Source organism: Stenotrophomonas sp. AN71, assembly GCF_050435725.1.
Classification (GTDB): Bacteria; Pseudomonadota; Gammaproteobacteria; order Xanthomonadales; family Xanthomonadaceae; genus Stenotrophomonas.
The window spans coordinates 33,259-58,714 of record NZ_JBNDKU010000013.1; the positions used below are offsets into that span (position 1 = coordinate 33,259).

Genomic DNA, 25,456 nt, shown 5'->3' on the forward strand with positions numbered 1-25,456 from the left:
TGACACCGGCTCTACACCCCGTTGCAGACTGCCGCAGCCGACAAATGCGGGCACCCCACCGCCTGCCCCTCACTTCCTGACCGGGTCGGACTCAGCACAGGTCGACGCCAGAGCCTCCAGCAGCGGACCCGCCTCCAGGCGCGGCGCAGGGCCGGTTGCCGGAAAGGCCGCCGCAAGCGCTTTGGCTGCGTGATCGGCCCGCGGCTGGATGTACCAGGCAGCCTCCAGCGGCAACGCCTCCCCGCGTACCTGCTGCTGGAAACGGTACTGCCCCCAGTAGATCGCCAACGGTTCTTCCAGCGCATTGAGTGGATTCGGCAACGCCATCGCGCCGGGACACAACGCCGCAAACGCCTCAGCTACGCCCTGCTTCTGCTTCGGCGCTTGCCCTGCAGAGAGGAAGTGACTGTATTCGTGCATCACGATCGGCGCCCAGTCGTCGTCGGTCTCGAATGTCGAAAACAGCAGGATGTAGCCGCCACGGAGCTTTGCCTGGGTACGTTGCGCATCGGGCCACCAGATGAAGCGGACGCGGAACGCGGCCGGATCATCCACCTTGAAGAACGCCTTCATCTCCTCGGCGAATCTGGTTACCGCAGGCGCTGCCAACTGGCGCGCAAGTCCATGCTGCTGCCTGCTGAAGGGCTTCCGCACCGCCAGCAGTTGTTGTGCGCGCGGCACGAAATGGGCGTAGTACTGCCGCAGCAGTGCCCGGTCCTTGCGGCTCTGCCCGGCAAGCGCCGCCTCGACGCCCTCGGCAAACGACGCTGCCTTCAGGAAGTGGCGCGAATAGGGGTCGCCACTGCGGGTGTCGGGGCCCGCCAGCAAGCGGTCGGCGGGAGGCGCCTCACCCACCGGGTCCCGCGCGAGCGGCGACGTCCGTTGGCGGAAGGCCGCGTAGCCGGCCAGCAACGCGCGATCCTCATCATCCAGGCCGAAGCGGCGCTGCCAGGCCTGTTGATACACCGAAGCGGTATATCCGGGCAGCCAATCGGGCAGATTGTCGAGCAGATTGAACAGGTCCAGGGCCGGGCTGTAGCCCACCTCCAGCGGAGGCGGGGTTTCCGCCGCCTGGACTGGGCCGGCCAACAGCGTCAACGCCGCCGCAATCCACACGGCCGCACATCGTGATCCCAGGCTGCGCGGGCTGACAGAGATGACCATGGCGGTCCAGAGGGAAACGTTGGCAGATTCGAGCATGCCGCCTGGGGCAGGACAACGTGCCAAGCGACAGGGGCCGGCGCGGCAGCAGCACGTCTGGCGCAGGGCGTTGCAGCTCAGTCCTTCTGCGACGCTGGCCGGGAGACCGGGCGCTCCATCACCGGCCCCTCTGCACCAGCGCTGTTCGCTTCGTCGCCGTCGTCATCTGCATCCCGCCCGACGTAATACTGTTGAATCTGGTTGGCCGTTACGTTGTACACAAGGTGGGTTCCCGGTCCAAGGCGAACGGCGACGTCTCGATAATCGCTGTCGGTTAGACAGGTCTCACAGCGGACCACCCGTGCGCCGGCATCACCCGCAGCCAGGGCCGCGCCCGTCAGCAACAGAATTCCCGCACCTGCAGACTTCAACACGATCGTCCTTCTCCTGGTCGTTCCACTCGCCCCTCAAGGCGTGGATGCTGCGCATGCTCATCAGGGGGCGGCTCCGATCCTACTTCAACGGCGGCAGATCCATGGCAGTACCCCGGCAGGGGAACTGGCTGAGGGCCACACCAACGTTCGAAGCCCGCTGAAAGCGGCCACACCACTCCCATGCGTGACTGTTCAGGAAGATTGCCGTAACATCCGCATCGTTAGGCAGGCCCTGCCCGTGGCGACACGGAATCGGCCTTGTACCTTGCAGCACTGTAGAAACCGGGGGTGCATTGGTTTCGACGGGGGTTGTGAAGTCGCCTGGCGCATGCCGAGGGGGTAGCTTTCCTCGTAAATCCAGCTGCAAAACTCTAGTTGCCAACGACGACAACTACGCTCCGGTCGCTCTCGCAGCCTAAAAACTGCGGTGCGTGACCTTCTGCCGACTTAGGCGGAGCCTCGAAACTGCTTGTGTCCATGCTCGCAGCGTAGAGTCATTATCATGGAATCGCGCTGGGCGGCTGCCTGTCAGTCCGGCACTAGAACACAACAGGCTGGTCCCCGGATGCGCTTTGCACGCCGTGCTGTTCGGGGATGAGATTCAACGGTGAGCTAAGCATGTAGTGCTGGGGATGGAGTGCCTTCGGACGGCGGTTCAATTCCGCCCACCTCCACCAATGAGCGGTTCGTCAAGAACCGGAGAAGCCCGGAAACCCACAAGCAGCAAGGGTTTCCGGGCTTTTTTTCTTTCCGGCCTCGTTCGCGTCAGTTCGTTGCAGGCCGTGAGACCGTGGGGGCATATTTTGGGGCATCCGCCCAGACCTGACAGACACATGCCCCCACTGACCGACCTGGCCATTCGCAAGGCCAAAGCAACTGACCGCACCCAGAAGATCTTCGACGGCGGGGGTCTGTATCTGGAGATCTCGCCCAAGGACAGCCGCTGGTGGCGGCTGAAGTATCGCTTTGACGGAAAGGAGAAGCGGCTCGCATTGGGCGTCTACCCAGACGTGACCTTGGCTCTTGCCCGGCAGCGCCGGGACGACGCTCGGCAGCTGCTGGCGCGCGGGGTAGATCCGGGCGAGCACAAGAAGGCGGCAGCCGTGGCTCGGGCGGAACTGGGAGCCAACACGTTCGAGGTCATTGCGCGTGAATGGCTGGCCAAGCGCGACTGGGTGCCGAAGTACCGCATCAAGGTCGAAGCGTGGTTCGCCAATGACGTGTTTCCGTGGGTCGGGAGCCGACCAGCGGCCGAGTTGGAAGCGACTGATTTCCTGTCGGTCGCCAGGCGCATTGAGGCCCGCGGCGCCATCGAATCGGCGCACCGAATCATGCAGAACTGCAGCCAGGTGATGCGATACGCCATCGCCACCGGCAGGGCCAAGCGCGACCCGGTTGCTGACCTGCGCGGCGCTCTTACCCCCGCGCCAGAGAATCACTACGCCGCAGTCACCGAGCCCGTCGAACTGGCGCCTCTGCTGCGCGCCATGTATGGGTACTCCGGCACGCTGACGGTTCGGATGGCCCTCCGCCTCGCTCCAATGCTGTTTCTGCGTCCTGGCGAGCTGCGGCAGGCCGAGTGGACGGAATTCGACCTCGAAGAACGGTTGTGGACGATCCCGAAGGGGCGGATGAAGATGCGCCGGCCACACATAGTGCCGCTGTCGGCCCAGGCTCTGGCGATCCTCGAGGAGATCAAGCCGCTTACGGGGCGGGGGCGCTACGTCTTCCCCTCAGCTCGTTCCAAAGCACGGCCCATGTCAGAGAACGCAGTGACTGCTGCTCTGCGCAGGATGGGATTCGAGTCGGGCACGGTGACCGGACACGGTTTCCGCGCCACGGCGCGCACCATCTTGGACGAGGTCCTAAAGTTCCGCCCCGACATCATCGAGCACCAGCTGGCCCATGAAGTGAAGGATCTGAACGGCCGAGCGTACAACCGCACAACGCACCTGGATGAGCGCATCCGGATGATGCAGGAATGGGCCGACTATCTGGACCGGCTCCGCGCCGGAAACGTCGTGCAGTTGCGGGTAGCCTGACGCTTACACCCCGCGCCGTAGATCCCGCAGCGCTGCCCTTACCCGCGTCTTCTGCGGGTCCTTCGCCCTGGGCTTCGTCGCCGACGGCGGACGGATTGGCTCGAGCGCTTCCTTGACTCGCTCCAGCTCCTTCGCCCCCGCCTCGGCCAGACGCCGGGCCTGCTGCAGCTGTTCGGGTGTCGGCGGCAGGCCGGGTAGCGGCGGTAGAGGTTCACCCGGGGAGCCGTCCACCATCCGAGCCACAGCGGCTCGCAGCCGCATCTCTGGGTAGAGCCTGGCCGCGCACCACCGCTCGGCGTAGCGCTTGCCCTGGTCGACGCTCGCCGCCCACACATCCTTGGTCTGCCACATCTTCCTGGCATCGAGGTGCACACGCACCCCGCGCTCCTTCGCCGGCGAAACCTGGGCGATCTGCCGGCCACTCCACCACAGCACCCATATGTCCCTCAGCTGGACCCAGCCGGAGGGTGGCGGTGCGGTGCGGAAACCTTGATAGCCGTGCATGGGAAGCATGGCCGGAAGGATACGGCCGGCTGTCGCAGATTCTGCGAACGCGGCGTCGATCTGACTGAATCGTTCGGCGAAGGAGTTGTTAAGCGTTGCATCGCCGATTTGACGAAATCGTCAATTTGCCCGATTCGCGGAGCCGAGCCTTGGCCCAGCTCTATCCGGCATCCTTCAGCGCTGACGCGACTCAGGCCTGCAGCAAATGTCGCGCCCGGTCCAAGAAGTAGTCGCGGACGTGAGGGTCATGGATCTTGTCAGCAGCGTGAAAACTGGCATCTGCCAGCCGGCCGCCGTTAGCGACCATGCTTGCCATGAACTCGTCAGCGATTTCGCAACTGTGGATTTCGAACTTCTCGATCATCTGAATGCTCCGTTGTTGGGAGCCCAGAACGTAGACCTAGCGGTCTCGCGAGTCAACGAAAAGTGGATGTTTTATTTATATTTTTCAATTACTTGTAACGACACCATACCAACAGTGTTAGGCGCACAGGACGAGACCGTAACGCCCGCGCCGGAGGCTATACACGCCTTGAGCACGACAAGCCGGGCTACGCTTCGGCCATGTGCGGCCGATTTGTCCAGCTCCCCGTTGTCGACTTTGGCCAGCCGGGCCTGGCTGACCTTGCCCCCGGCCTGGCCGAGATCCAGCCCAGCTTCAATCTGGCACCCACGCAGCGGGCGTCGGTGATCCTGGACCGCGGCGAAGGCCGGCAGGTCACCCGGCTGGCGTGGGGCCTGCTGCCGTTCTGGGCGAAGGCCAAGGGCCTGCAGGGCTCGACCATCAACGCCCGGATCGAGACGGTGGCCACCAAACCGGCATTCCGGTCTGCGTTCAAGAAGCGCCGGTGCGTGATCCCCATGGCCGGCTACTACGAGTGGTCGGTGAGCCCGATCGATGAGAAGAAGGACCCGTGGTTCATCCACGCCACCGGGCCGCTGCTGGCCGCCGGCCTGTGGGAGGACACCAGCCCTCTCCTTTCCGACGGCAACCTCGGCACCTTCACCATCATCACCGGCGACAGCAGCGGCGTCTCGGCCGACATTCACGACCGCATGCCGGTGTGGCTGCAGGCCGACCAGCTCGACGAATGGATGGCCGCCAGCCCAGACGACGCCATGGCGATGCTGCTGGCCAGTGAGCCGCCTGCCATGGAGGCCTACCGGGTCAGCCGCGCGGTGAACACGCCGCGGAACAACCGCCAGGAGCTGCTCGCCCAAGTTGGCTGAAGCAGCAAGCTCGAGGCAGGCTCGAGCTACCAGGTCAGGCGATCGCGCAACGCCCCCATTGCAGCTGGTCGCCGATGCTAAGGCGAACGGCCCCGCAGAGGGGCGCCTTCTGCCAAAATCGAAAGTGCGCAGGCCACGGACGACGCGATGAACCACAACAAATGCCATGCCTCCAGACGAGCCACGACGATCACCATAGTGAGCATCGCCGCTGTCGCACTCCTGGGCGTGCAAGCTCTGCAGCACCCAATCGAAATGGCACACGCCCCGCTTGCAGGCCTATGCGCCCTGGTGGCGGCATGGGCCTCAATGGTTCTACCAGGCATTGCGCTGGCCAGCATCAGCAAAACCAAGAGTTGGGGAAGCAGCGTGACTGTGCTCGTCGGATCAGGCACCGTCGGCATGCTGAACTTCTGGGCATGGTTTACCCATCCAGCTCTTGGGTGGTATCTCGGCATAGCTGTAATCGTCCTGAGCATCGCTGTCGTTATCCTTCGCGGCCTACCTCGATCAGCCATCGTCCCTGCGGCGCTCTCCCTCACCATTGCGATCTTCTATTTCGCCATCGCCGCCGATCATGGAATTTCAGACGATGCGCAAGGAATGGTTGCCGCACGCTACTGGGCACAGGTTGACAACAAACTTCCCCAGTTTGCTGCCGATCAGATCCAAGCCGGGCGCGATCATCTCAGAGGTTTCACCACTGGCGACTGGCTCACAAGCGACCGTCCCCCGTTGCAGACCGGAATGATCCTTCCCGTCTACTCGGCTGGGGACACTGCAAATAGAGAATTGCTCGGATTGGTAGCTGGCATTGCCGCAAATTCTATTTGGGTCTTCGGCCTCTGGGCTCTGCTTGGATCGTTGAACGTCACACGCCGGCATGCATTCATTGCCACGGCGTCCGTGGCAATGATCGGCTCAACGTTCGTAAATGGCGTTTACGTGTGGCCCAAGCTCTTGGCCGGCGCATTCGGGTTGGGTTTGGCTGCCATCGCCGTACGCAGGAACGACGCCCCAGTCCGCGACATGGGGCTTATGGGGGCTCTCGCTGCTCTAGGGCTGCTTGCCCACGGCGGCGTCATTTTCTGGATAGTAGGCGTGGCCGCAGTCGCGATCACCCGAAGCCGACTCCGCATCGCTCCTTTGACCACTGCGTTTGCTGTCGGGATCGTCCTGTTCCTTCCATGGCTCTTGTTCCAAAAGCACTTTGCCCCTCCAGCTGACCGACTCCCCAAGTGGCATCTGGCCGGCCAGGTTGAGATCACCCAGGACAGCCTGCTTTCGACGATCAGGAACAACTACGCAAAGCTAGGACTCTCCGGGGTGGCGCAGGCGAAGCTGGACAACCTGAAAATCCTCTTGGGGACGACACGCCTCGACATCGATGGAACGACCAAGCCAGCCCAGGCTTGGGTAGATGATCCTGCGGCGGAGATCCGGCGCAATCAATTCCTGTTTGTTGGAACCGCCCCGATGATCGCCCTGCTAGGCCTGCTTGCGCTGTTCAACCGGAGTTCGAGACCGGCATGGCTTCGCCCGCTAGCGACGATGGTCGGGGCTTCTTCCGTCGCATTCATCCTGATCGAGTTCGGCGGAAATCCGGGTAGTCAGGCCTGGCTGGTCTGCGCCCCCATGTCTCTCTACTTCGCATGGGCGGTGATTGGCCCTCTCGCCCTTGCACCTCACCGCATCCTGTCAGTTGCAATGACGATTGGCCTAGCCGCTTCCTTCTGGACCGCTTGGGTATGGAAGGCAGCAGCAGTCAACGCCGACCCCCACTACGTGCTTGGCCCGCCCAACTACGCAATGATTGCGATCTACTGCGCAACTGGTCTACTGCTCACTGCCGCACCAATAGTGCTTGCGATCAGATGCGACCGTCACCACGAATCGTCAACATGCTAGGTGAAGCTGGGTGACCTGCATTGGCAACCCGGCGCTTCCATCATGCTTTTGCTCACGCCAAGCGATCCGCCGTCACCCGAACCCCAGCGGAACCTCGGTTAGGTCCACGATGAAGATCGTGGCGTTCTGCGGCCCCATCGTCACGCCGCCCACCGGGAAGGTGTTGGTGATCAGGGTCTGTTGAGTCACCTGCAGCCGGGATAGGAAGATCCGATTATCACTGGTCATGTGGAAGTAATCGGCATTCATGGTGCACCGATCCTGCGATTGCGCGAAGTAGTAGAAGCGCGGTGACGGAATGGCAATGCCTATCTTCGTCCCTGGGAAGAACTGGCCGATCTCTACGGGAGGCCCAGGGACTGTTGGCAGCGCCACCACTTGGAGTACCCGCAGGCCCTTGCGCCTTGAATCGTAGAAGACCGTGCCGTCTTCGCCACGCATGCGCACACCAACCGGTCCACTGGCCGCACGCTCGTTGGCATTGAACGTGTAGTACTCCAGCGTCTTGTTCGGCGCTTGGCTGGAAGCGTAGACGAAGCACGTCACACCGGTCTGAACCAGAGTGAATCCCGTCGTAGTTGCCACGCTGTCGTTGATGTAGCGGCAGACATGGAGGTTCGTTGTTCCGTTCGTTGAAGCCAAGACCCCGCTCGGCGACCATGAGGCAAACGGCGGCGTGCCGCCGGTCCCGCCACCGGAGAAGGATCCAGTGTTCAACGTCCCGGACTTGGCCAGCTGCAGGTTTCGATAGCCGAGACCGATCTGGATCTGCCCGGTTCCCTGGTTTCGCACGCGTAATCCGACGGCCATCAGCTGTAGATCCCGTAATGAATGGTGATGCCGCCGACCGTGTCCGTCGTGGGCTTGCTCGGAAACATCTCCATCCTGACGTGGAAGTTCACCACGTCAGGGTCCCAGCTCCAATTGATGCTGTTTCCCGAGATGGTTACCGAAGGGACCAGCATCCCGTATACAGATCGTTGGCCCTCGCAGGTGAAGTAGTAAAAGGGCTCACCGCCTGAAAAGTCATTGACGATGAGCCCCCCGTTTGCCTCGGGCGGCGCGATCCACTTGTTGTTGGAGTTGACCGGGTTGTAGAGCGGAAACGTGTACGACCCGATGATCTTGGTCAGCCGCGTGGTGACCGTGGTCTCCACGTACCCGCTCTCGCTCCGAACCCGCAGACCCACGTCGGCCATTACAGCAGCACTCCAAGTTCGACGGCCGGATTGCCGTTCGGGTAGTAGATGTAGACGCCCTGGTTGGTGATGTTGAGGCGATAGCCGCCAGCCACCATTCCGTTGAACTGGAACCCGCCACCAGCTGCCTTGTCGATCCTCCAGCCGGTCTGGCCTGCGACGTAGTCATCGGACTGGATCGCCCCGCTGATCTTCGCGTTGGTGATCGCGGCATCGGCGATCTTGGCGCTGGTGATCCACGCGGTGCCGATGAGCGCCTGGTTGATGAACGTCTGCCCGCCCTGGATCACGAACGGCGCGGTCACGTTCCCATTGACCACGTTGATGACGCCAAACCGGTCGGCCTGCATCAGGATCTGGCTCTGGTAGCTGCCATCGGGCTGCTGCTCGACACCCAAGCCCATGCCGGCCATGTAGATCTGACCAGCGCTGGTGATCTGCGCCTTGACCGTGTAGGTGGCGCTGATCCTGCCGTTGAGATCTACGATGGCTTGGCTGGTCTGCTGCACCGATGCCTGGACGCCACCGAGGTCGACATCGCCCACCGATGCCTCGACGGTATCCACGCGCTTAGCCAGTGCGCGGTCCGCCTCAACCATGACGGTCTGGAGGGTCGTCGTGCCGGCAAACACGTTCTCGTTGCCGGCGCCCCAGTCGGCATCGCCGGCGCCCTGCGCATCGAGCTGAGCGAACAGGCCATCGGTCTTGCGCCCGACGGCCTGCAGGCCCGTATCTGGGTCGTTGACCGCCAGCTCAAGCGAGTTGACCCTGCCGACAACTGCGCCGGCTTGTGCGACGGCATCACCCACGTTAAGCCAGTTGGCGCTGGGCGGCTCCTCGTTGCCCGGCCCGGCCCCCTTCCAGCTCCAGATCTTCCCGTTGTGAATCACGGTCTGACCCGGCTCGTAGGTGGCATCAGCAGCCCAGATCAGCGGCGCGATCCCGCTGATACTCTCGATCTCCGACAGAAGCTCCTGCCCCAGCGCGCTCTTGTTGATCAGCCCGGAGAAGTAGGCGTCATAGAGGGTCGCATCAGTACTCGCCTCCCCCATCACGCCCGCACCCGTCGGATACCACGGGCCGATGTTGCCCGTCCTGTCCACCAGGCGTGCCCAGAAGTAGAAGCGCGCACCTGCAGCTAGGCCGTCCAGCTGCAGTCGATTCTGCGGGTAGGCGTAGTCGCCGAGCTTTACCGCCGTTTCGCGATCCGGCGCGGTGCTGCGCCAGATCTCCGTGCGCTGCGTGTCGGTCGCGCCCGGCGGAAACGCCCATGCCAGCTGGATTCCGAACACTATTGGTGTCGTGGTCAGCGACGTGACTGCCGGCGGCGGCTCGGTCTTGCCGCGGATCTCGGTAAGCATGCTCGTCGCTGAGATCGACACCGCATTCAGGGCATTCACCGCGCGCACCCGCGCGAGATACTGGCCGGCGTAGATGCCCGGCACATCGATGCTTGTCGTGCCCACCCGCCCCGCCCGCACCCAGTTCAGGTCGTCACGCTGCCATTCCACGTCGTAGGCGATAGCCTTGTCTGCCGCGTCCCACTGGATGGTCAGCGTGGGCGTGGCGATGCCCTGGTCAATCATCACGTGCGACGACAGGGCCACATTGGTCGGCGGCGGCTGCACGCTGGGCGGGATGATGCTGATGGGTGGCAGCTCCAGGCGCGTACCGTCATCGATCGCCGCATACTTCCCGGGGACGTGCTTCAGGCCCGTGATGTTGTAGGTCAGATCCTCGCCCTCGGCCACACCGACAACCCGGAACAGCTGCAGCGCCAGCTCACTGGACTCGGTCGCCCAGATGGACTGGTCCACGGGAATGGCTGACCACGGGGCCGCAACGGTCACCATACCGCTGACACGGTCAACGCCGGTGATGGTCCTGCCTTCAATCTTCCCGCTGGGAAGGGTCGCATGCAGCATATCTCCCGGGGCCATTTCATCGGGGATGCGGTCGAGCGTCAGACTTTCGGCTGCAGCGGTACGAACGCGGCCGCCGTTGCGCCGGCCTGATCGGTTGGGGTCCGAAACCTGGATCACATCGCCCGGCATGCAGTTCAAAGCGTCCAGGCCCACGGCAAAGCTCACAGCTTCCGTCTCGAGGTTCTCGGTGAACAAGATGTGGTTGCCTACCCGCTGGGCTTGCGCGCGCGAATGGCAGCCGATGGCAGTTACCTCGGTCTGATTCACGCCGTAGCGGGCGATGCCTTCCTTGTGCTGCACCGGCTCAACCTTCTGCCGGCCGAAATCATCAGGGTCCGTCCACGACACCAGCGCCACGGTATGCCGTGCCTTGCGGCCACTGCCTTCATAGCGGAACCGGCCGCCAATAACATTGGCCGGACTGAAGGTGGCACTTGCATCCTTCGGCATATCGGCCGAAGCCATGACCTGGCCTGCCGCGTAGAAGCTGATACCGCGGAACATGCTGGCCATATCCTTCAGCACGCGGTACGCATCCGCGCGACTCTGCAGGTACAGGCTGCAGGTGAAGCGCGGCTCCTGACCACCCAGACCATCGCTCACCAGCTGATCGCAGTACTGGGCGATCTGATACAGGCGCCACTTGTCCACCCAGTCCAAGGGGATGCGGCTCCCCAAGCCGAAGCGATCGTTGGTCACGATGTCAAAGAACGCCCACGCCGGGTTGTTCGTCCAAGCAGCCTTGAACGTCCCGTCCCAAGCGCCGTTGGTGGTTCCTGGGCCGCTGGTCGAGTAGATGCGGCTGATAGGGTCGTAGTTGGCCGGCACCCGAACGATGCGGCCCCAGATGCGATAGGAGCGCGACGGGATGCTCTGGAATGCACTTGCATCCACCTGCACGGCCGCGAGCGCGCAGTTCGGGTAGCGCAGCTTTACGTCGATGATCTCGGTCATCGACAGCACGTTCACCGTATCCGAGATCAGCGAATTGTTTCGGTTCGGCGTGATGCGCCGGATGCGCACCTGCCACTGCGTTCCTGCGGGAAGATCAATGCGGCGGCTGCGTTCATACTGGGACGTCGTCTTGCCAGTGATGGCTTCGGTCAGAACAGTGGAGAACTGGCCGCCATCTACCGACAGATCGACCGCGTAGGTGATCGAATAGCCCTTCCGGTCGCCGTTCTCGCCGTCAACCTCCTGCAGAGCAGGAACGGCCAAGCGAATGCGCACCGCCGACAGATCGGGGCCGCTGACAGCGCGAACCACCGGCTCCCCGCCGCGCAGCTCGACATTGATCGCAACCTCATTCTCGACCGAGGGGAAACCAGGGATGTACGACTGGTCCTGCGTGCCAGAGCGAGTTTCAACCGTCACGCCGGAGAAGTTGTACGTGCCGTCGGGGTTCTGGATCGGCACCTGGTTGAGGTAGATGGACTGGTTACCGGCAACGAGTCCACGGATCTCACCTTCGCCCACCAGATCCACGATTCGGGCCACGGCCATCGAGTGGAGGCTGTCCGGCGTTTCGACAGGAGTGCGGGCATTGGATCCGCTCTTTCCGCCAGCACCACCCATGCGGATAGCCTGGCCAACGTCGTTGGATAGCGCCTTCGACATGACAGGTGTGTTCAAAGCTGGTCCTCCGCCTGGATGCCGCCGCTGATCACTGCCGAGCCAACCAGCATCCCCTTGGTGTCGTGCCCACCATAGGGCAGCGGAACTGGATTGCCTTGGGCCTGCGTGTTGACCGTCCCATTCATGCTGTAGCTCGGCCGGTTGTCGACGCTGTCCTGCGAGCCCAAGCCTTTCGGCTGCGGACCGAGCATCTGTACGACGCCTCCCAGTGCCATCGCGGCACCCATCTGCACGAACCCCATGCCTGAGCCGGGCGTCACGATGTTCATCCAGACACCGATGACGATCAGAACCACCCCCATGATCGTCTGCAGCACTCCACCACGCTTGCTACCTACCATCACGGGCGCAATGCGGATGTCATCGTTGCCGGGGGGATCCTGGAGCTGATCCTTGGTTATGTTCTGCTTGCCGACAAAGACAGCGAACACAATGCCCTGCTCCTTCGCGCCGGTCAGGTACTGCTGGAACCCCGGCAGGATTGCGCAGAGCGCACGGATCGCCTCAGCGGGGCTGTTCACGGCCAACCGGAAGGAGCGTCCGAACCGGCTCCCCAGCTGGCCATACAGACGAATGGTGCGCAGGCGCTCAGACACGGACTGCCTCCTTGTGGCGAACGATGTAACGGGTGCGCTCGGCCCACATGCCGCCGTAGGTGATCACCTCCGACAGGCGGCCGTGCATGTGGTGCAGCATCTGGCCGTCCCCGAGATAGACGCCGGCGTGGTTCGGCACCGGCGAGCGGATCTGCATCAGCACCATGTCGCCGCGCTGCGGGGCGCCCTCGATCAGCTCGAAGCCCTCGGCGCTCAACCGCTCCAGGCTGTAGAGGTCCTGCCCCTTCTCCCACCAGTCATCCTCGCGCTCGTAGTCGCTGAGATGGATGCCCAATTCGCGCGCGAGGAAGTCGCGGACCAAGGTGTAGCAGTCGAGGATGCCATGGGCGAACTGGCGCCCAACCAGCGGCGCCACATAGCCGCACGGCTCAATACTCTGCAGGTCACCACATTCCGGCTCGGCACCGGTGCACTGGCCGACGCTGACGATGTGCCAGGGCAAACCGCTGACCTCGCACATAACTCTGTCGGCGTCAGACGGTGCCGCCGAGGCGTTGGGATGGCTGTGAACCAGCGCCAGTATCGGACCCTCGTCTTCGACGGCAGCATAGTCCTCTGCCGGCAGGATGAAGTGCTCGCTGGGGGTCGTCGCCACATTGCGGCAGGCAACGTAAGCCTCACCACCGGCCGTAGCCACGATGAGTCCGCAGCACTCGCGGGGGTAGTCGGCCACGGCGTGCGCCTGGATGGCCTTTAGGGTGCTCTGTTGCATGGGTGTCGCCCATAGAAAGGCCCGCGCTGGGCGGGCCTGGGTAATGCTGCTGGTGCAGCGAAAAATTCAGGCCATCAGGTGCGAAGCAGGCCTGCGGCCGGGAAACCGCCGTACGGAAGCTCTTTGTCGGCGCCGAAGCGCAGCTTGCAACCCCGCACTAGACCGCTGCACTGGTCGCGCGCAGGGTCATCCGTAGGGATGTCGTTGGCGTCGGCCACTGCAGGCCCGGTGTATCCACAGTAGGGGCCGCGGTAGCCGCCCCTGATCAGCCACCCGCAGACGCCAGCGATGATCTGTCGTCCGGGCAACTGCTCACCATTGAGGTCGATTGCAGTCGTCAACTCGAACTCGACCGTCTCCTTGTCCTCGGAGGTCTTCCGCTCAATGAACCAGACCTCGTCTTGAAAGTGTTCGTTCGGGTCCGCCGTTGGGTTGCCGTCGGGGAAGTTCGCAGCGTCCAGGTATTTGGCCAGCGTCTGCCGGCGAATCACTCGCGCACCCACCAAGTCATCGAACAGGAGGCACAGGGCTGCGATCCTGCCATCGATGTTGCTCACCTTCAGCCGAGGGTTAGGCGGCTGGTCGCTGGTACGGGCGAAGCCGGTGGCCTCGATTGGCCAAGGGCCATACTCCTGGCCCTGCCACCAGATCCCCCCCGACTGCAGGTGCTGGTGGAAGAACAGCTGATCAGCGCCGAAGCTGCTGCAATCCAGCTCGTACAACGTCACCCGGCCGCCGGGCTCCAGCTTCTGGGCATCGGCGGTGATCACGTCAGCACCACCTTGTCATTCATGTCCAGCGGCAGCTCCGCCTTCTCCGGCCAGTCGAAGTCTGCGGGCTGCGGCAGCAACGCGCGGACTTGGTCCCAGGTCTCAACGCCAGCCGGCGGCGCCAGTACCAGCTGCTCCAGCCTCTGGTTCACGGCGTCGCGCCAAGCCACCAGCGCGCGCGCCTCCTGCCGATAGCGAGTGACGCTGCTGTTGAAGTAGCTCGCGCAGTTCGGAATATCGTCATAACCACGTGCTTTCACTTCCGCTTCCATCCACGCGAACGCCGCGTCGCGAATCGCCCGAAAGTGCTGCGGCGAGTAGAGATCATATGGCGCCGGAACCGGCTCTGGGACGTTCTCCAACAACCATTTGGTCGGCCACAGGTAGTGGCCACGCGGAATGAACGTGTTGGAATCTACGCAATAGATAAGATCGGGATCGGCTGTAAGTCGATACATGGTCAAAGCTCCGCATCAATGGCGACAGTGAACGCATTGCTGCTTGATGCCCGGCCATCCATGCTGAAGAAGCCGGAGTTTCCACGGGGATTCAAGGTGGCCGGCGATACCGACCCGCTCGTCACAGTCAGGCTTGGCGTAACGCGCTTTTGAACCTTGTAGTAATGCGTTGAAAAATACGCACCGTCAGAGGTAGCGATACCGCCATTTATCTCGTAGTAGCGCTGACACAGCAGCATCTCTAGGGCCGGGTTTCGTTGCTCAAACCCCGTCGCAATTCCGCCAGCTTCAATTTGCACGTTTGCGATGTCCAGGGCCCACGTCTGGCTGCCAACTGCCCCTGCCTGATCCGTGTAGTTCGATCCTGCGTCCAGCCATAGCCGCACGCGCAGATGGTCATTTCCACTACCCACGGCCTTACCTGCAATGGATGGGATATCGACGGTGACTGTGTAGAGCTTCCACGTGGTACTGATGTTCAGTACCGGGCCAACGATGCTCCAGTTGTCTGGCGATCCGCCTGTGCCGAAACTCTGCACAAAACTGACACCGAGCTTGGCAGCGACATTGCCCTTTGCGTAGAAGCTGAGGGTGGCAGTCTGGCCTGCGAACGTGCCGACTCCTTCAATGGTCTGCCCGAAGTAGCCAAGCGCCGCGGCCGATATCCCGCTGTTTGAGCTCACGCGCATGTAGTACTGCGGGCTTCCGGGGACCTGCGTCTGGCCGACCGTGAACGCCTGTCGAGACATTCCAACCTTCGTTGCTGCTGCCGCCATGTACCAGCGGTCGGCAGCCAAGTAGAGCGGGGCGTATCCCGTATCACGCTCAGTCTGGGCCGTGGCTCGCTGCCAGAACCTGAAATCGCCGTTGATGATCAGATTCTTACCAGTCAGCAGCGCCACGCGATCGGATGCGTCGTATAGCTCTGCGAAGTTCTCGTTGGTCTTGGTGAAGGCGACCTTGGCCAGATCGCCGATCCAACCGGGGTTCTGGGTGGTGGTGTCGATTACTTGTCGTGCCATGGCCTTTCCTTACGGCTGGAACGTCTGTTCGAAGGTGGCCGTGATGCTGTGCACCAGGCCGGTCGGTAGCGGCTCGCTGTGTGTGTCGCACTGGAACAGCAGCAGCCCCCGTGGGCTCTGCCAGTAGAAGGAGCGGCCGACATGGGCATCGAGGAAGTCGATGATCTCGTTGATTCTTTGCTGCGAGCCGGTAAACGTGAGCTGGTAGGAACGCCACCGGGCATTCAGCCCATCCGGCGCGCTCTGGCTGTAGCCATCGCCGAACTTGGCGCGCCGCACGACGGAATTCGCCGTGCCGCCGCCCGTCCGCGTTGGTACCCAGATGAAGGTGTCGGTCATGCGCGTGCCCCCATGGCATGCAGGGCGCCGCCTGGGCGCATGTCTCGGGTCTGCAGCTCGCGGTACTTCGATTCAACGAACCTGCCCAGATCCTGGCCAAACTGCTGCATCAACGACGTGTCGCCATCCGCTTCCGTGCTGCCGTCACTGTTCACAACCACGTTGACGTTGATCTGCGCGGGGCTAGATGCCGCAGCTGCGCCAGCAGAGCCACCACCAGCAGCAGCCGGGATCACCTGGCCGTCGTTGCCTGGTATCAGATAGGTGCGACCCCGACCATCGTTGAACAGCTCAGGACGGCCGCCCTCGCCCACTTCGTACAGCGTGGACCCGCGCACCGGCCCACCCTTGGCCCTGCCGCCGCCGAAGTTGCCCAGGTTGTTGCCGAATCCGCCGATGGAGCCCGCACCCGTGCCATCACCCGTATACGTGCCGCCACCACCGCCCCACGCACTGGCGACCGCGTTGATGATGCCGACCGCCGCCTGCTTGGCCGCAATGCGAGCCAGGTCGGCGATGATTGCGTTGGCCATATCGCGGAACGACAGCTTTCCGGTCTGGGCGAAGCGCACCCACGCATCCTCCCAGCCGCTCAGCGCGGTATTCATCACTGAGCCGGCGTTCTCCATCGCGTTGTTCGCGGCGAAGGCATAGTCCTGCCACGCGCGCCGTGCGCCGGCACGCCAGTCGGAGAGCATCGCAAGGCGCTGCTCCTGGAACGTGCGCTCCTTCGCCAGCTCCGTATCGCGGAACGCTGCAGCGTTGGCCGCCATCAGGTCCCAGGTTTCCTTGTCCTTGGCCACATCCCGGCTGCCCAGCCGCTTCAACTCGTCCTGGTACTCGCGCTGGATGTCCAGCTGCCGACGCAACATCGCCACCGCATCCGAGCCGCCGGACATACCCATCAGGTCGAGCTCGTTCGATCGGTCACGGTTGGCCCCGGCCTGGGCCAAAATCGCCTGCTGCCGGGCCAGCGCCTCTGCCGCCTCCTTTTCCTTGGTGTACGCCGCAGCCTTCTGGCCCGACGCCAGCAGTTCCTCTCTGGCCGCCGTCAGCAGCTCCCGGGTGGACGCCGTCATGGTGTTCTTGCCCTTGGCCAGCACCTGCTCGATCGCCATCGCCTGGCGCTCGCTCTCGGTCACCTTGACGCCGGTCTCCACCAGCTGCTTGTTCGCCTCGATCTGCCGCTGGGCAGCGGCCAGCATGTTCTGTGCTGCAGTGTCGTCGCCATTGCGTTTGCCCACGCCGTCGCGTCGGTTGAACGACTTGTCGACGTCGGCTTGGGCCTTGGCGATCAGCCTCTGCATGGACCCGTCGAAGTGCCGGGCATCGTTGTCGGCCAGCTTGTTGTACTGCGCGATGATCTTCAGCCGGGCCGCTTCCTTGGCACTGGCCCGATCGAGGCCTGCGACCTGGGCATTGATGGCCTCGGCAGCAGCCTGCTCGGCCGTGGCGCGCTCCTGCGTCACCGCGGCGAGGTCACGTGCGGTCTGCGGATCCAACGCACCGCCCTCATCGATAGGCTTGGGCAGCGGCGGCAGGCCTCGCATCGCTGCAGCTGCGCCATTCAGCGCGTCCGTGAAGGAGGGCAAGCCGAGGTTCTTGACCAGCGTGCCGCCCGCGAGGCCAAGGCCCAGCATGTCGCTCAGGCGTGGCAAGCGGGCCAGTACGCCCCATTCCCCCGCGAGGTCGACAACGGCGCTGGTGAAGCTACCCAGTGCGCCCCACGCACCATCGATATCGTCCTTGATGTCGCGCCAGCCCTTCGACATGCCAGGCATCACCGCCTCGGTGCGGTTGGCCACATCGTCGAGGTGTGCGGCATAGATCTGGATCGCCTCATTGGCCGCTTCCTGCGACCGCCCCTCATCGCGCAGGGTGGTGATTCGCTGCAGCTGCGCAGCGGTCAGGAACCTCTCGGCGTCGTTGAGCTTCAGCAAGCCCTCGACAGGCTCCTTCGCGATGGCGTCGAACGCACTGACGGTGGCCGCCAGGGAACGGCCGGCGGACGCTTCCATGCGTGCAGCCGCAGCCGCCACCATCTCGAACTGCTCACCCGCATAGCGGCCAGCCTTCGCCGTCTCTGTCAATGCCGCCACCGCGCCGCCTCTGGACACGCCCTGCAGGTGATCGATGCTGCTGGCCAGTTCGAGGAACCCCGCAGCACCGACCGATGAAGCCTGCCCGCTCAGGATCTGCGCCTTCTGGAAGTCGAACAGCTGGTCTTCCGATTGCTTTGCGGCGATGGTCAGCGCCGCCAGCGCGGCGGCAGCCAGCGTCAACGGGTTGATCAGCCCGAGCACGTATCCGCCCACGGCACGCGCCGCAGGGCCGATGCCGCCGAACTGGTCCTTCAGCTGGCCGCCCTGCTGGATCGCCACCATCCACGCGGGCTGGCCGCTCACCAGGCTGGTGGTGATGTCGGTCACCTGCATGGGGATCATGCGCAGATTGTTCTGCAGCTGCTTGGCGGACTGTCCCATGCCGTTCTGCGCACCCGTGGCATTGAGCACGGACGCGCGCATGGCGTCGATCTTGTTCTGGTACTGATCGAAGATGGCCGGGTTCACCAGGCCCGCCTTGTGCGCCCGCTCCAGGCGCTCCTCCATGGAAGCCAGGCGGTTCAGCGCGCCCACGGTCGGGTCGATCTGGCCGAGCAGCTTCTGGAGGTTCAGCTCCCGCGCCTCGCTCGCCCGTGCAGCCTGCTGAGTTGCGCGGGCGGTGCGCTGCTCAATCAGCTCCATCTCCTGGACGCGGGCGTTGATCTTGGCCTGCTCGTTGGCCCAGTAGGACGCCGCCCTGCTGGCGTCCATTTGCTGCTTGTCCAAGCGCTCGGCTGCAGCACCAGCACGATCAGCCGCAGCAGCATTCTCGTCCAGTGCCTTGGTCCCCTCCACCAGCCCGCTGCTGTCGATCTTGTACCCAAGCTCTGCGATGTCCATCGGGGCTCCTGTGCTACTGCTGCTGGGCCCGCTCACGCGCGGCCTTCTGGTCTTCGCGAACCGCGCGTAGGTACTGGTCATCCATCGCCATCAGCATCTGGACCTCCTCCGGCAGCGGTTCGATCTGCAGGAGGGATGCCCACTGGCCGATGTCAGCAAACGTCAACGCTTCCGGGCCGCTGTACCTGCGGCCGGATAGTTGCCAGAACCAACCCCAGACGTGCTCAGCTGCGTCCGGGACTTCCAGCTCAGGGGATTCGGCCAAGCCGAACCGTGCGTTGCGCTGCCGGCGGGTCTCGCCGTTCTCATCCGCCATGTCATAGCGGACAGCGATGTAGACGGCCTCAGCCGTCCGTTTCGTCAAGTCGCTGAAAGAATTCGGCCCGTTCGCCGAGGGCTGCATCGACCTGTTCTGCAACCCAGGGCAGTTCCTTCAGCACCTGCCGCAGGGTCTGTTCCTCAAACTCCGGCTTCTCGCGGTGGAAGGTCGAGGCGCCCTGCCATTCCCAGCCACCCACCGATGCCGCCAGCATCGTGATGCGGTTGGCCTCGATCTGCTCGGCGGTCACCTTGCCGCGGTGGTTGATGCGATCGTTGATGGACTTGCGGGCTGCAGCCTTGACCTGCGGGTGCGTGTCGGGCAGCAGGATCAGCACCAGGCCTACCGGCTCCTGGGTCGCGGGGTGCAGGACTTCCAGGCGGCGCTCTGCCGCCACGATGTTGGACAGTTCAGTCATGTTCGAGATCCTTGATGGCAATCCGGTCGAGAGCCCCGGGGGAAGCCGGCCGGATCAGTTCCGGCTTGTCAGGCGGCCGCCCTATCCCCCGAGGTGTTCAGGTTACGGTGCGGCGACGACCACCGGCACCTGGTTCAGGCCCAGCGTGTAGGTGTTGAGGATGAAGTCCTCATTGCGGCCGCCGGGGACGTTCGGGCCGGTCACCAGGCCGCGCAGGTACTCTATGGAACCGTCAGCACGCTCGATCTTGAAGGCGTAGGTGTCCGGTACATCCGGCGCGCCAGCGGCGCGCATCGCCACCTGGCCCGGGTCAGTCAGATCCTCAGCCACTTCGATCTGGGGATCGCCGGCGTTGGTGATGCCCTTGCCCTTCAGGGCCACCAAGGTATCCAGCGTGTCGTACTGCACCACGTTGGTGTTGATGCCGCGCTCGCCGATGCTACCCACCTTCTTCACCTGGACGAAGGTGAGGGCAGCGAACTCGGTGGCGGTCAGGTCTTCGTTCTGGGGAAGGACGCAGATGCTCAGCTTCGAGCCTGCGTTGGTCTTTGCTTCAGCGGCCATAGCCGTATCTCCTCGCGATGGGCGTAAAAAAACCCGCCACGGGGCGGGGTCGTTGGAAAAGCGAAAGGCCCGCTGGTGGGCGGGCCTAGAGTGAATCTATTGCGGATTATTTCGCTATAGGCACTTGCTTGGGGTCGCCGATCTTTACCGATTCGGTCACCAAGAACTGCATCATCTCCTCGATGCGCTGCTCCTTGATGGAACCGTTCATGGCCATCTGGCAGAGGTAGAACAGGCCAAACGACAAGAACGTGGTCCGCTCGGTAGATGTAATCGCGGAAGATGCAGTCGACTTCCAGTCACCCGCCGCAGCAGCAGCGCCCTCGACGCTGCCTCCTCCTGCGACGTTTGGAACGCCGTTAGCATCCGCGCTCGCTGCTCCCACCCCCCCCCCACCCAGAGAAACAATTCGAGTGGGGAGTTGCATGCAGACTTTCTGATTTACGACTACCGCGGCTGCCTTGTCGGGACTCCAGGTAGTCACGGAACCAACGGTCTTCGTCGTCGTTCCATCCGAGACTTGGATGGTTTCCTGCTTGAGGGTAGAGCATCCCGCACACGCAACCGCCACAACCGCTAAAGCTGTGATCGCTTTCATGTCGCCCCCTGATAGGCAGCCTCATGCCGCCGCTCCAGCCTTTACTACCACAGCTCTGTGGCGGCCGCAGCCCTGTCTTCCTATTTCCTGGCCGGAGCCAGCTTCGCCGCCACCAGCTGCATGGCCTGCGGCCGAGTGAATCCCGCCTCCACGTAGGCAAGGTACTCCGCCCGGACGAACCGCGCCTGCTCGGCGCAAAACTCATCCAGCAGCTGCCGGTTCCGCTTCATGCGGGTGATGGCATCGCGCATGGCCTGCAGTTCGCCCTCGTTCGGGATCTCGTTGCTGCTGACCAGGTGCAGGTTTGGCGACTTGGGGCTCATGGCCGGAGTCTACCCCGAAACGAATCCCCGCCACGGGATGGTCACCGGGTGCATGACCCGCTCCGGGTCCTGGATGATGCTGGAGGTCCAGGGCTTCCTCTCCACCCGCATGCCGGCGAAGGTTGTGCCCTTGGCGAACGCGGCGATGATCCGGTCCGTGATGGCGGTACCCACCATGATCCCCTGCCCCGGCCGGTAGCAGGCGGACAGCTGGCCAAACCCCTGCATCAGGGACGGGCCGTCGTCATCGATGCCGTAGTTCTCGGTCCGGTTGGGGAACCACTGCAGCTCCAGCCAACGAGCCCCGTTCCCGGTCGGAGGTGAGAACGTCTGCCCCGGGTAGGAACAGGCCAGGCGCTCCGCAGCAGCGAACTGCCCCACCAGCGTGGCGAATGCGTCATAGATCGCGGTGTCGCTCATCCCATCCGTCCTTTCACGCTCGCTGTGACCTCAGCCACGATGAAGTCCCAGCGCTGCGCTGCGGCGCGCGCGAAGCCCTTGCCGGCCTGAGCGTAGGTCCTGCCCTTGCTGTCCTCGCCGTAGAACCCGTGCTCCATGCGCATGGCGTACTTCGCGGTCCAACCGGCCCACACGGTTTGGCCCAGTTCCATGGTGGCGAACACCAGCGCCGGCGCCTGTGCGCCATCAGTCGGCATGCCCTCCACCGAGGCGGCCGCCGAGTTGCGAAGGAACCCTGTGTCGACCGGCATTCTTCCGCCCTGCCCCTCCGGCGTGCTGGCTTCCTCCATCAGCTTCGTTGCGGACTCGCGGAAGATGGCGCCCTGCATGGCTTTGGCCTTCTCAGTGAAGGCACGCACCTGAGCGCCGAACTTATTGGCCACGCTTCACCTCCGCCACCATGTCGACCCGATAGTGCTTCGTGCAGCGGCACCCGATGATTTCCTCCGGCCCCGCGCCCAGCGACGTGTCACCAGGGAAGCGCAGCAGCGCACCGCTCGGGGTCTGGAACGGCACACCGAAAGGACGCACCTGGTTGTTCATTGCTTGGTGACTGTGCCGGGTTCGGTCGTCGCCTGTGGCTGACCAGGTTCCCGTCACGTTCTCGGGCGCAAGACGCCCCGCCTCGATCTGCTGCCGGAATGCATCCTCGCGCCCGGCGTTCATAGCGGTGATCGACTCCGTACGGGCGATCATCTCGCCGCGCAGCGCCAGCAACCTGTCCGCATAGCGCGCAGCGATCTTCTCGACGTCTGCCGGTGCCACCGGCTGCCCAGCCTTGATGGCCCGGGTGACGATGCCATCCAAGCGCTTGTCGCGCCGCTTGCGGCCGAAGTACTCCGCCATCTGCACCGGATCACCGCTGGCCAGTTGGTGCCGAACGTTGGCAACGAACTGCGCCTGCTGCGCGGTGAGCCCAACCACGCCGCCGGTGCGGCGCCCGGTCTCCCCCACCCGCCCTACCAGCTCCAGTGCCGTCTGCCGGGGATTGGTGCCCGAGGCCATGCCGCGCGTCAGCAGCTGCCGCACCAGCGCCCGCTGATCTTCCAGCACGCCGGTGATCAGTCGGGACGAGTTGTCCCGAAGCCATTGCTCAACGCCGCGGTTGCGCATGTCGAAGCCGAAGCGCAACAGCGGTGTTTCGTTCGCTGGGTTGTATCTGCCTCGCACCTGCTGCCGCAGCGACAGCACCGGCAATTCCTTCATCCCCACCTCGGCGCCAGCCATGAAGGCCTGGCGCACCTGCTCAGCCATCGGCGAGAACCGCTCAGCGTCGAATCCCAGGGCTTCCAGCACCATGTCGACCTGGCCGGCGCGTAGCAGTTCGGCCAGAAGATCCAACTGCACCTGCGATCGGACGCCGGCGATGGCCTGCTCGAACGCGCGGCGAATCGCCGGCTCCAGGCGCCGTGCCAGCAACTCCAGCTCGCGGGGTGTCAGGTTTGCCATCAGCGTCGGGCGTGAAACTCGTAGAGAAGGACCTGACCGCCCGGGGCGAGCGGCTGCAGGTCGATGAGGTGATAGAGCTGGCCACCCAGCATCAGCCGGTCATCCTTACCAGGCTGGATGTCCACGGCCGTGGAGATCAGTCCCAGCTTGTCGCCCTGCTGCACCAGCGTGGTGTCGCGATCGGTGAGGCTGTATTCGAGCTCCACCACCTTGCAGTCGTGACGCGTGGGCTCGCCCGGCTGCGGGTTGTGCGGCGGCCCGGTCGGTACGCCGTCGCGCTCCAGCTGCGTTGAGTAGCCGAAACGCGCGATCAGCTTCGTGGCCGTGGCCTGCATGCGGTCATAGAAGGCGCTCATACCACCCGCACCGCCGGATAGGTTGCCGGCGTCCGCAGCAGCGGTGCCAGGATCTCGTCAATGGCCGGCACCACCGGCCGGTTCGGCACCTGGCCGGCGGCACTGGCATCGGCATAGTTGACCTCGATCGGCCCAACCTTCTCCTTGGTCACCGCCTCGCTGGCGACGTAGTCCGGCGAAAGGCTGCCGGGGTTGGTCAGCTCGCGCAGCGCTGCCTCGTACGTTGCGCGCTCCACTTCATCGGGAACCTCATCCGGCTGGATGGGGTCGCCGTCGTAGTCGACTGCGCCGGTGCGGGGCCACTCGTTCGGCTGGCCCCGCCCGGCCGTGCGCACGCCGGGGAACATCGACGCCCACCGGCCGCTGGCCAGCAGCACCCGGTACCGACCATCGATGTAGTCCGTGGCGCGGACCAGTGCCCCGGTGCGGGCGTCTTCCGTACCGGCGGCCCAGGCGGCATTGCCGCGCGCCTGGTGGTAGAGGTCTGCGCCCTCGAGCGTGCCGTACACGGTCAGCCCTCGCCCTTCTTGGCCTCGGCCTCGGCGATGGCCGCCTGCAGCTTCAGCACGCCCCAGGTGCCCTTCGCGTCGATGCCCAGCTCCTTGGCGCGGGCCAGCAGCACGTCCTTATCGCTCGACGGCAGCGTCCCCGTGGAGGTGCCCCCGCTGGCCTTGGCCTTCTCGGCGTCTGCTGCGGCAGCGCCCTTCTTGGCCTCGGCCTCGGCTTCAGCAGCGGACTGCAGCTCGCGCACCACTGCTGCCAGCTCTGCCTCGCGGTCGCCGTCTTCCAGCGCGTTCCATTCGGCGACGCTCAGGCCCGTTGCTTCGTGCGCCCGGCGCACCACTTCGCCCAGCTGCACCGAAACGCCTTCGGCCAGCTCGATGTTGGCCGGCAGCACGTTGGAGCCGAGAAGCGTTTCCTGCGGCGCGGCGCTGGCCTTGCCACCTTCGGCGCTCAGGATCTTGCCCTTCAGCCAGCCCTGCACTACCGCATTGCCTTTAAGGGCATCCCAGTTGGCGATCGGAGTTGCCTCGCCTGGCGGCAGGATCGTGCCGTCCGGAAGGCCCAGCGGGCCTGCGTGGTTGTTCGTGATCTTCATGCTTCGCTCCAGTGAGGCCCCGGCGCACGGCCGGGGCCAGGCGGATCAGATGCCGTCCAGGTAGACGACTTCCTTGGGCAGGCGGACGTCCAGGCCGCCCAAGCGCATCACGCCCGGGATATCCCAGCGCAACGGACCGCTCTGCCAGGCCGGCAGGAAGCGGTGCGGCATCGGCATGTGCAGCTTCAGAACCTCGGGATCCTTGCGGTAGGCAACCAGGCGCGTGGTCCCGCCGACACCTGCCTTATCCAGCCCGCGCACGCCGCGCAAGGTCAGCTGCTGACCGGTCTGCACGGTGTACAGATTGTTTTCCAGGTACCACTGGATGATGGTCTTGTCGCTGTTCTCGCTCATCTTGCGAGTGGCCAGCAGGTTGAACTTGGTCCACGGGAGCAGCAGGGTGTCCGCCATCGACGCGGTGTTGGTGCCGTTGAACACGTTCAACAGCGCCTGGTTCAGTACACCAACGATCAGGTTGGAGTCCGTATCCACCGTCCAGTTGCCAGTTTCCGCCGCCACCGGGGTCACATTCGCAGCGTTGTAGAGGCCGGTGAAACCCTTGTCCGCATCGCCCAGCAGTGCCACGCGGTCGACCATCTCTTCGGAAGCGCGGCGAGCAGCGGAAGCATCGTCGGACTGCAGGTTGATGCCGAGCAGCTGTGCCCGACCGATTTCCTCCCAGCCGAAGCCGTAGCCGATACCAGCGGTGTGCACACCGGTCTGGTGCTGAGCACGGGTGGTGCCGGCCTTCGGCAGGTCGTCGGCATTGCCGTTGATCCAGGTGGCCTTGCCGAACTGGTCGGACGAGTAGTAGGTCACAGAGGTGGCGAACTCGCTGCCGGTGGTGTCAACCGGGATCAGGTCGCGGTACTGCACCGACGGGTAGCGCGTGCGGTAGACGCCCGGCTCGATGATCGATGCCTGGGCAACGACGAAGCCGAGCGCGGCCTGTGCGTCGAACAGGTGCATGGAATTTCCATTCATGGGCTTGGCT

General features: G+C 64.0%; 29 protein-coding genes and 1 other RNA gene. 4 read left to right on the forward strand and 26 right to left on the reverse strand.

From position 1 onward, the window contains the following. Positions 1-69: 69 nt before the first annotated feature. Together ABH900_RS17530 and ABH900_RS17535 are read right to left on the reverse strand one after the other, a co-directional pair. Complete coding sequence (locus ABH900_RS17530) at positions 70-1,200, reverse strand: hypothetical protein (RefSeq protein WP_429624411.1); 1,131 nt, start codon at positions 1,198-1,200, stop codon at positions 70-72. Positions 1,201-1,277: 77 nt separating this feature from the next. Beyond that, positions 1,278-1,574 (reverse strand): hypothetical protein, encoded by a 297-nt coding sequence (locus ABH900_RS17535; protein WP_429624412.1) that lies wholly within the window; start codon positions 1,572-1,574, stop codon positions 1,278-1,280. A 284-nt stretch (positions 1,575-1,858) separates the two neighbouring features. On the opposite strand from ABH900_RS17535, the gene ssrA reads away from it, so the two are divergent. Together ssrA and ABH900_RS17545 are read left to right on the forward strand one after the other, a co-directional pair. Beyond that, positions 1,859-2,251: a transfer-messenger RNA gene (gene ssrA, locus ABH900_RS17540) on the forward strand. 156 nt (positions 2,252-2,407) lie between these two features. Further along, the gene (locus ABH900_RS17545; RefSeq protein WP_429624413.1) at positions 2,408-3,616 is read left to right on the forward strand and encodes a tyrosine-type recombinase/integrase; all 1,209 of its coding nucleotides are present in this window, start codon (positions 2,408-2,410) and stop codon (positions 3,614-3,616) included. Positions 3,617-3,619: 3 nt separating this feature from the next. On the opposite strand, the gene ABH900_RS17550 is transcribed toward ABH900_RS17545, so the two are convergent. Both ABH900_RS17550 and ABH900_RS17555 read right to left on the reverse strand, forming a co-directional pair. Then, positions 3,620-4,129 carry a hypothetical protein gene (locus tag ABH900_RS17550; protein WP_429624414.1) on the reverse strand — a complete coding sequence of 170 codons (510 nt, stop codon included), beginning with the start codon at positions 4,127-4,129 and terminating at the stop codon, positions 3,620-3,622. 181 nt (positions 4,130-4,310) lie between these two features. Then, a complete protein-coding gene (locus ABH900_RS17555) occupies positions 4,311-4,484 on the reverse strand; it encodes a hypothetical protein (RefSeq protein WP_429624415.1) in 174 nt (57 codons plus the stop codon). A gap of 200 nt (positions 4,485-4,684) precedes the next feature. Between ABH900_RS17555 and ABH900_RS17560 the strand changes: the two genes are divergently transcribed. Then, positions 4,685-5,350 carry an SOS response-associated peptidase gene (locus ABH900_RS17560; RefSeq protein ID WP_429624416.1) on the forward strand — a complete coding sequence of 222 codons (666 nt, stop codon included), beginning with the start codon at positions 4,685-4,687 and terminating at the stop codon, positions 5,348-5,350. A gap of 147 nt (positions 5,351-5,497) precedes the next feature. After that, positions 5,498-7,258, forward strand: coding sequence for a hypothetical protein (locus tag ABH900_RS17565; protein WP_134832374.1), 1,761 nt, complete (start codon positions 5,498-5,500; stop codon positions 7,256-7,258). A 72-nt stretch (positions 7,259-7,330) separates the two neighbouring features. Here ABH900_RS17565 and ABH900_RS17570 read toward each other — a convergent pair whose 3' ends face one another. The 22 genes from ABH900_RS17570 to ABH900_RS17675 all read right to left on the reverse strand — a co-directional run bounded on the left by ABH900_RS17570 (position 7,331) and on the right by ABH900_RS17675 (position 25,446). Then, positions 7,331-8,068 carry a hypothetical protein gene (locus tag ABH900_RS17570; protein WP_134832373.1) on the reverse strand — a complete coding sequence of 246 codons (738 nt, stop codon included), beginning with the start codon at positions 8,066-8,068 and terminating at the stop codon, positions 7,331-7,333. After that, entirely contained in the window at positions 8,068-8,415 is a 348-nt protein-coding gene (locus tag ABH900_RS17575; RefSeq protein WP_429624417.1) for a hypothetical protein, read from the reverse strand. The genes ABH900_RS17570 and ABH900_RS17575 overlap by 1 nt, the downstream gene beginning before the upstream one ends. A 41-nt stretch (positions 8,416-8,456) precedes the next feature. Then, entirely contained in the window at positions 8,457-12,014 is a 3,558-nt protein-coding gene (locus ABH900_RS17580; protein ID WP_429624418.1) for a host specificity protein J, read from the reverse strand. Further along, a complete protein-coding gene (locus tag ABH900_RS17585) occupies positions 12,011-12,613 on the reverse strand; it encodes a tail assembly protein (RefSeq protein ID WP_134832371.1) in 603 nt (200 codons plus the stop codon). The genes ABH900_RS17580 and ABH900_RS17585 overlap by 4 nt, the downstream gene beginning before the upstream one ends. Continuing rightward, the gene (locus ABH900_RS17590) at positions 12,606-13,346 is read right to left on the reverse strand and encodes a C40 family peptidase (protein WP_429624419.1); all 741 of its coding nucleotides are present in this window, start codon (positions 13,344-13,346) and stop codon (positions 12,606-12,608) included. The genes ABH900_RS17585 and ABH900_RS17590 overlap by 8 nt, the downstream gene beginning before the upstream one ends. A 74-nt stretch (positions 13,347-13,420) precedes the next feature. Next, a complete protein-coding gene (locus tag ABH900_RS17595; protein ID WP_134832369.1) occupies positions 13,421-14,116 on the reverse strand; it encodes a phage minor tail protein L in 696 nt (231 codons plus the stop codon). Then, on the reverse strand, positions 14,113-14,574 hold the full coding sequence (locus ABH900_RS17600) for a hypothetical protein (RefSeq protein WP_134832368.1): 462 nt from the start codon (positions 14,572-14,574) through the stop codon (positions 14,113-14,115). Before ABH900_RS17600 ends, ABH900_RS17595 begins: the two co-directional genes overlap by 4 nt. A 2-nt stretch (positions 14,575-14,576) precedes the next feature. Continuing rightward, positions 14,577-15,596 carry a hypothetical protein gene (locus ABH900_RS17605; RefSeq protein ID WP_134832367.1) on the reverse strand — a complete coding sequence of 340 codons (1,020 nt, stop codon included), beginning with the start codon at positions 15,594-15,596 and terminating at the stop codon, positions 14,577-14,579. Between the two features lie 9 nt (positions 15,597-15,605). Continuing rightward, positions 15,606-15,935 carry a phage tail protein gene (locus ABH900_RS17610; RefSeq protein WP_429624420.1) on the reverse strand — a complete coding sequence of 110 codons (330 nt, stop codon included), beginning with the start codon at positions 15,933-15,935 and terminating at the stop codon, positions 15,606-15,608. Then, complete coding sequence (locus tag ABH900_RS17615) at positions 15,932-18,877, reverse strand: phage tail length tape measure family protein (protein ID WP_429624421.1); 2,946 nt, start codon at positions 18,875-18,877, stop codon at positions 15,932-15,934. Before ABH900_RS17615 ends, ABH900_RS17610 begins: the two co-directional genes overlap by 4 nt. Before the next feature lie 13 nt (positions 18,878-18,890). Then, the gene (locus tag ABH900_RS17620; RefSeq protein ID WP_429624422.1) at positions 18,891-19,241 is read right to left on the reverse strand and encodes a phage tail assembly chaperone; all 351 of its coding nucleotides are present in this window, start codon (positions 19,239-19,241) and stop codon (positions 18,891-18,893) included. Beyond that, positions 19,222-19,614, reverse strand: a complete 393-nt coding sequence (locus ABH900_RS17625) for a hypothetical protein (RefSeq protein WP_134832363.1) — start codon at positions 19,612-19,614, stop codon at positions 19,222-19,224. Before ABH900_RS17625 ends, ABH900_RS17620 begins: the two co-directional genes overlap by 20 nt. Positions 19,615-19,716: 102 nt before the next feature. Next, positions 19,717-20,178 carry a hypothetical protein gene (locus ABH900_RS17630; protein WP_134832362.1) on the reverse strand — a complete coding sequence of 154 codons (462 nt, stop codon included), beginning with the start codon at positions 20,176-20,178 and terminating at the stop codon, positions 19,717-19,719. A 106-nt stretch (positions 20,179-20,284) separates the two neighbouring features. Then, positions 20,285-20,776 (reverse strand): hypothetical protein, encoded by a 492-nt coding sequence (locus tag ABH900_RS17635; protein WP_429624423.1) that lies wholly within the window; start codon positions 20,774-20,776, stop codon positions 20,285-20,287. Positions 20,777-20,856: 80 nt separating this feature from the next. Continuing rightward, the gene (locus tag ABH900_RS17640; protein WP_429624424.1) at positions 20,857-21,099 is read right to left on the reverse strand and encodes a hypothetical protein; all 243 of its coding nucleotides are present in this window, start codon (positions 21,097-21,099) and stop codon (positions 20,857-20,859) included. A 9-nt stretch (positions 21,100-21,108) separates the two neighbouring features. Further along, positions 21,109-21,519: a phage tail terminator-like protein gene (locus ABH900_RS17645; protein ID WP_429624425.1), complete on the reverse strand. Its 411-nt coding sequence runs from the start codon at positions 21,517-21,519 to the stop codon at positions 21,109-21,111. Further along, positions 21,516-21,941, reverse strand: a complete 426-nt coding sequence (locus ABH900_RS17650; RefSeq protein WP_429624426.1) for a hypothetical protein — start codon at positions 21,939-21,941, stop codon at positions 21,516-21,518. The genes ABH900_RS17645 and ABH900_RS17650 overlap by 4 nt, the downstream gene beginning before the upstream one ends. Beyond that, complete coding sequence (locus tag ABH900_RS17655; RefSeq protein WP_134832358.1) at positions 21,931-23,007, reverse strand: phage minor head protein; 1,077 nt, start codon at positions 23,005-23,007, stop codon at positions 21,931-21,933. The genes ABH900_RS17650 and ABH900_RS17655 overlap by 11 nt, the downstream gene beginning before the upstream one ends. Then, positions 23,007-23,363: a hypothetical protein gene (locus ABH900_RS17660; RefSeq protein ID WP_134832357.1), complete on the reverse strand. Its 357-nt coding sequence runs from the start codon at positions 23,361-23,363 to the stop codon at positions 23,007-23,009. Before ABH900_RS17660 ends, ABH900_RS17655 begins: the two co-directional genes overlap by 1 nt. Then, positions 23,360-23,872 carry a DnaT-like ssDNA-binding protein gene (locus ABH900_RS17665; protein ID WP_223485337.1) on the reverse strand — a complete coding sequence of 171 codons (513 nt, stop codon included), beginning with the start codon at positions 23,870-23,872 and terminating at the stop codon, positions 23,360-23,362. Before ABH900_RS17665 ends, ABH900_RS17660 begins: the two co-directional genes overlap by 4 nt. 2 nt (positions 23,873-23,874) lie before the next feature. Continuing rightward, positions 23,875-24,462: a hypothetical protein gene (locus ABH900_RS17670; RefSeq protein WP_429624427.1), complete on the reverse strand. Its 588-nt coding sequence runs from the start codon at positions 24,460-24,462 to the stop codon at positions 23,875-23,877. Between the two features lie 45 nt (positions 24,463-24,507). After that, entirely contained in the window at positions 24,508-25,446 is a 939-nt protein-coding gene (locus tag ABH900_RS17675) for a DUF2184 domain-containing protein (RefSeq protein ID WP_429624428.1), read from the reverse strand. Between the last annotated feature and the right edge of the window lie 10 nt (positions 25,447-25,456).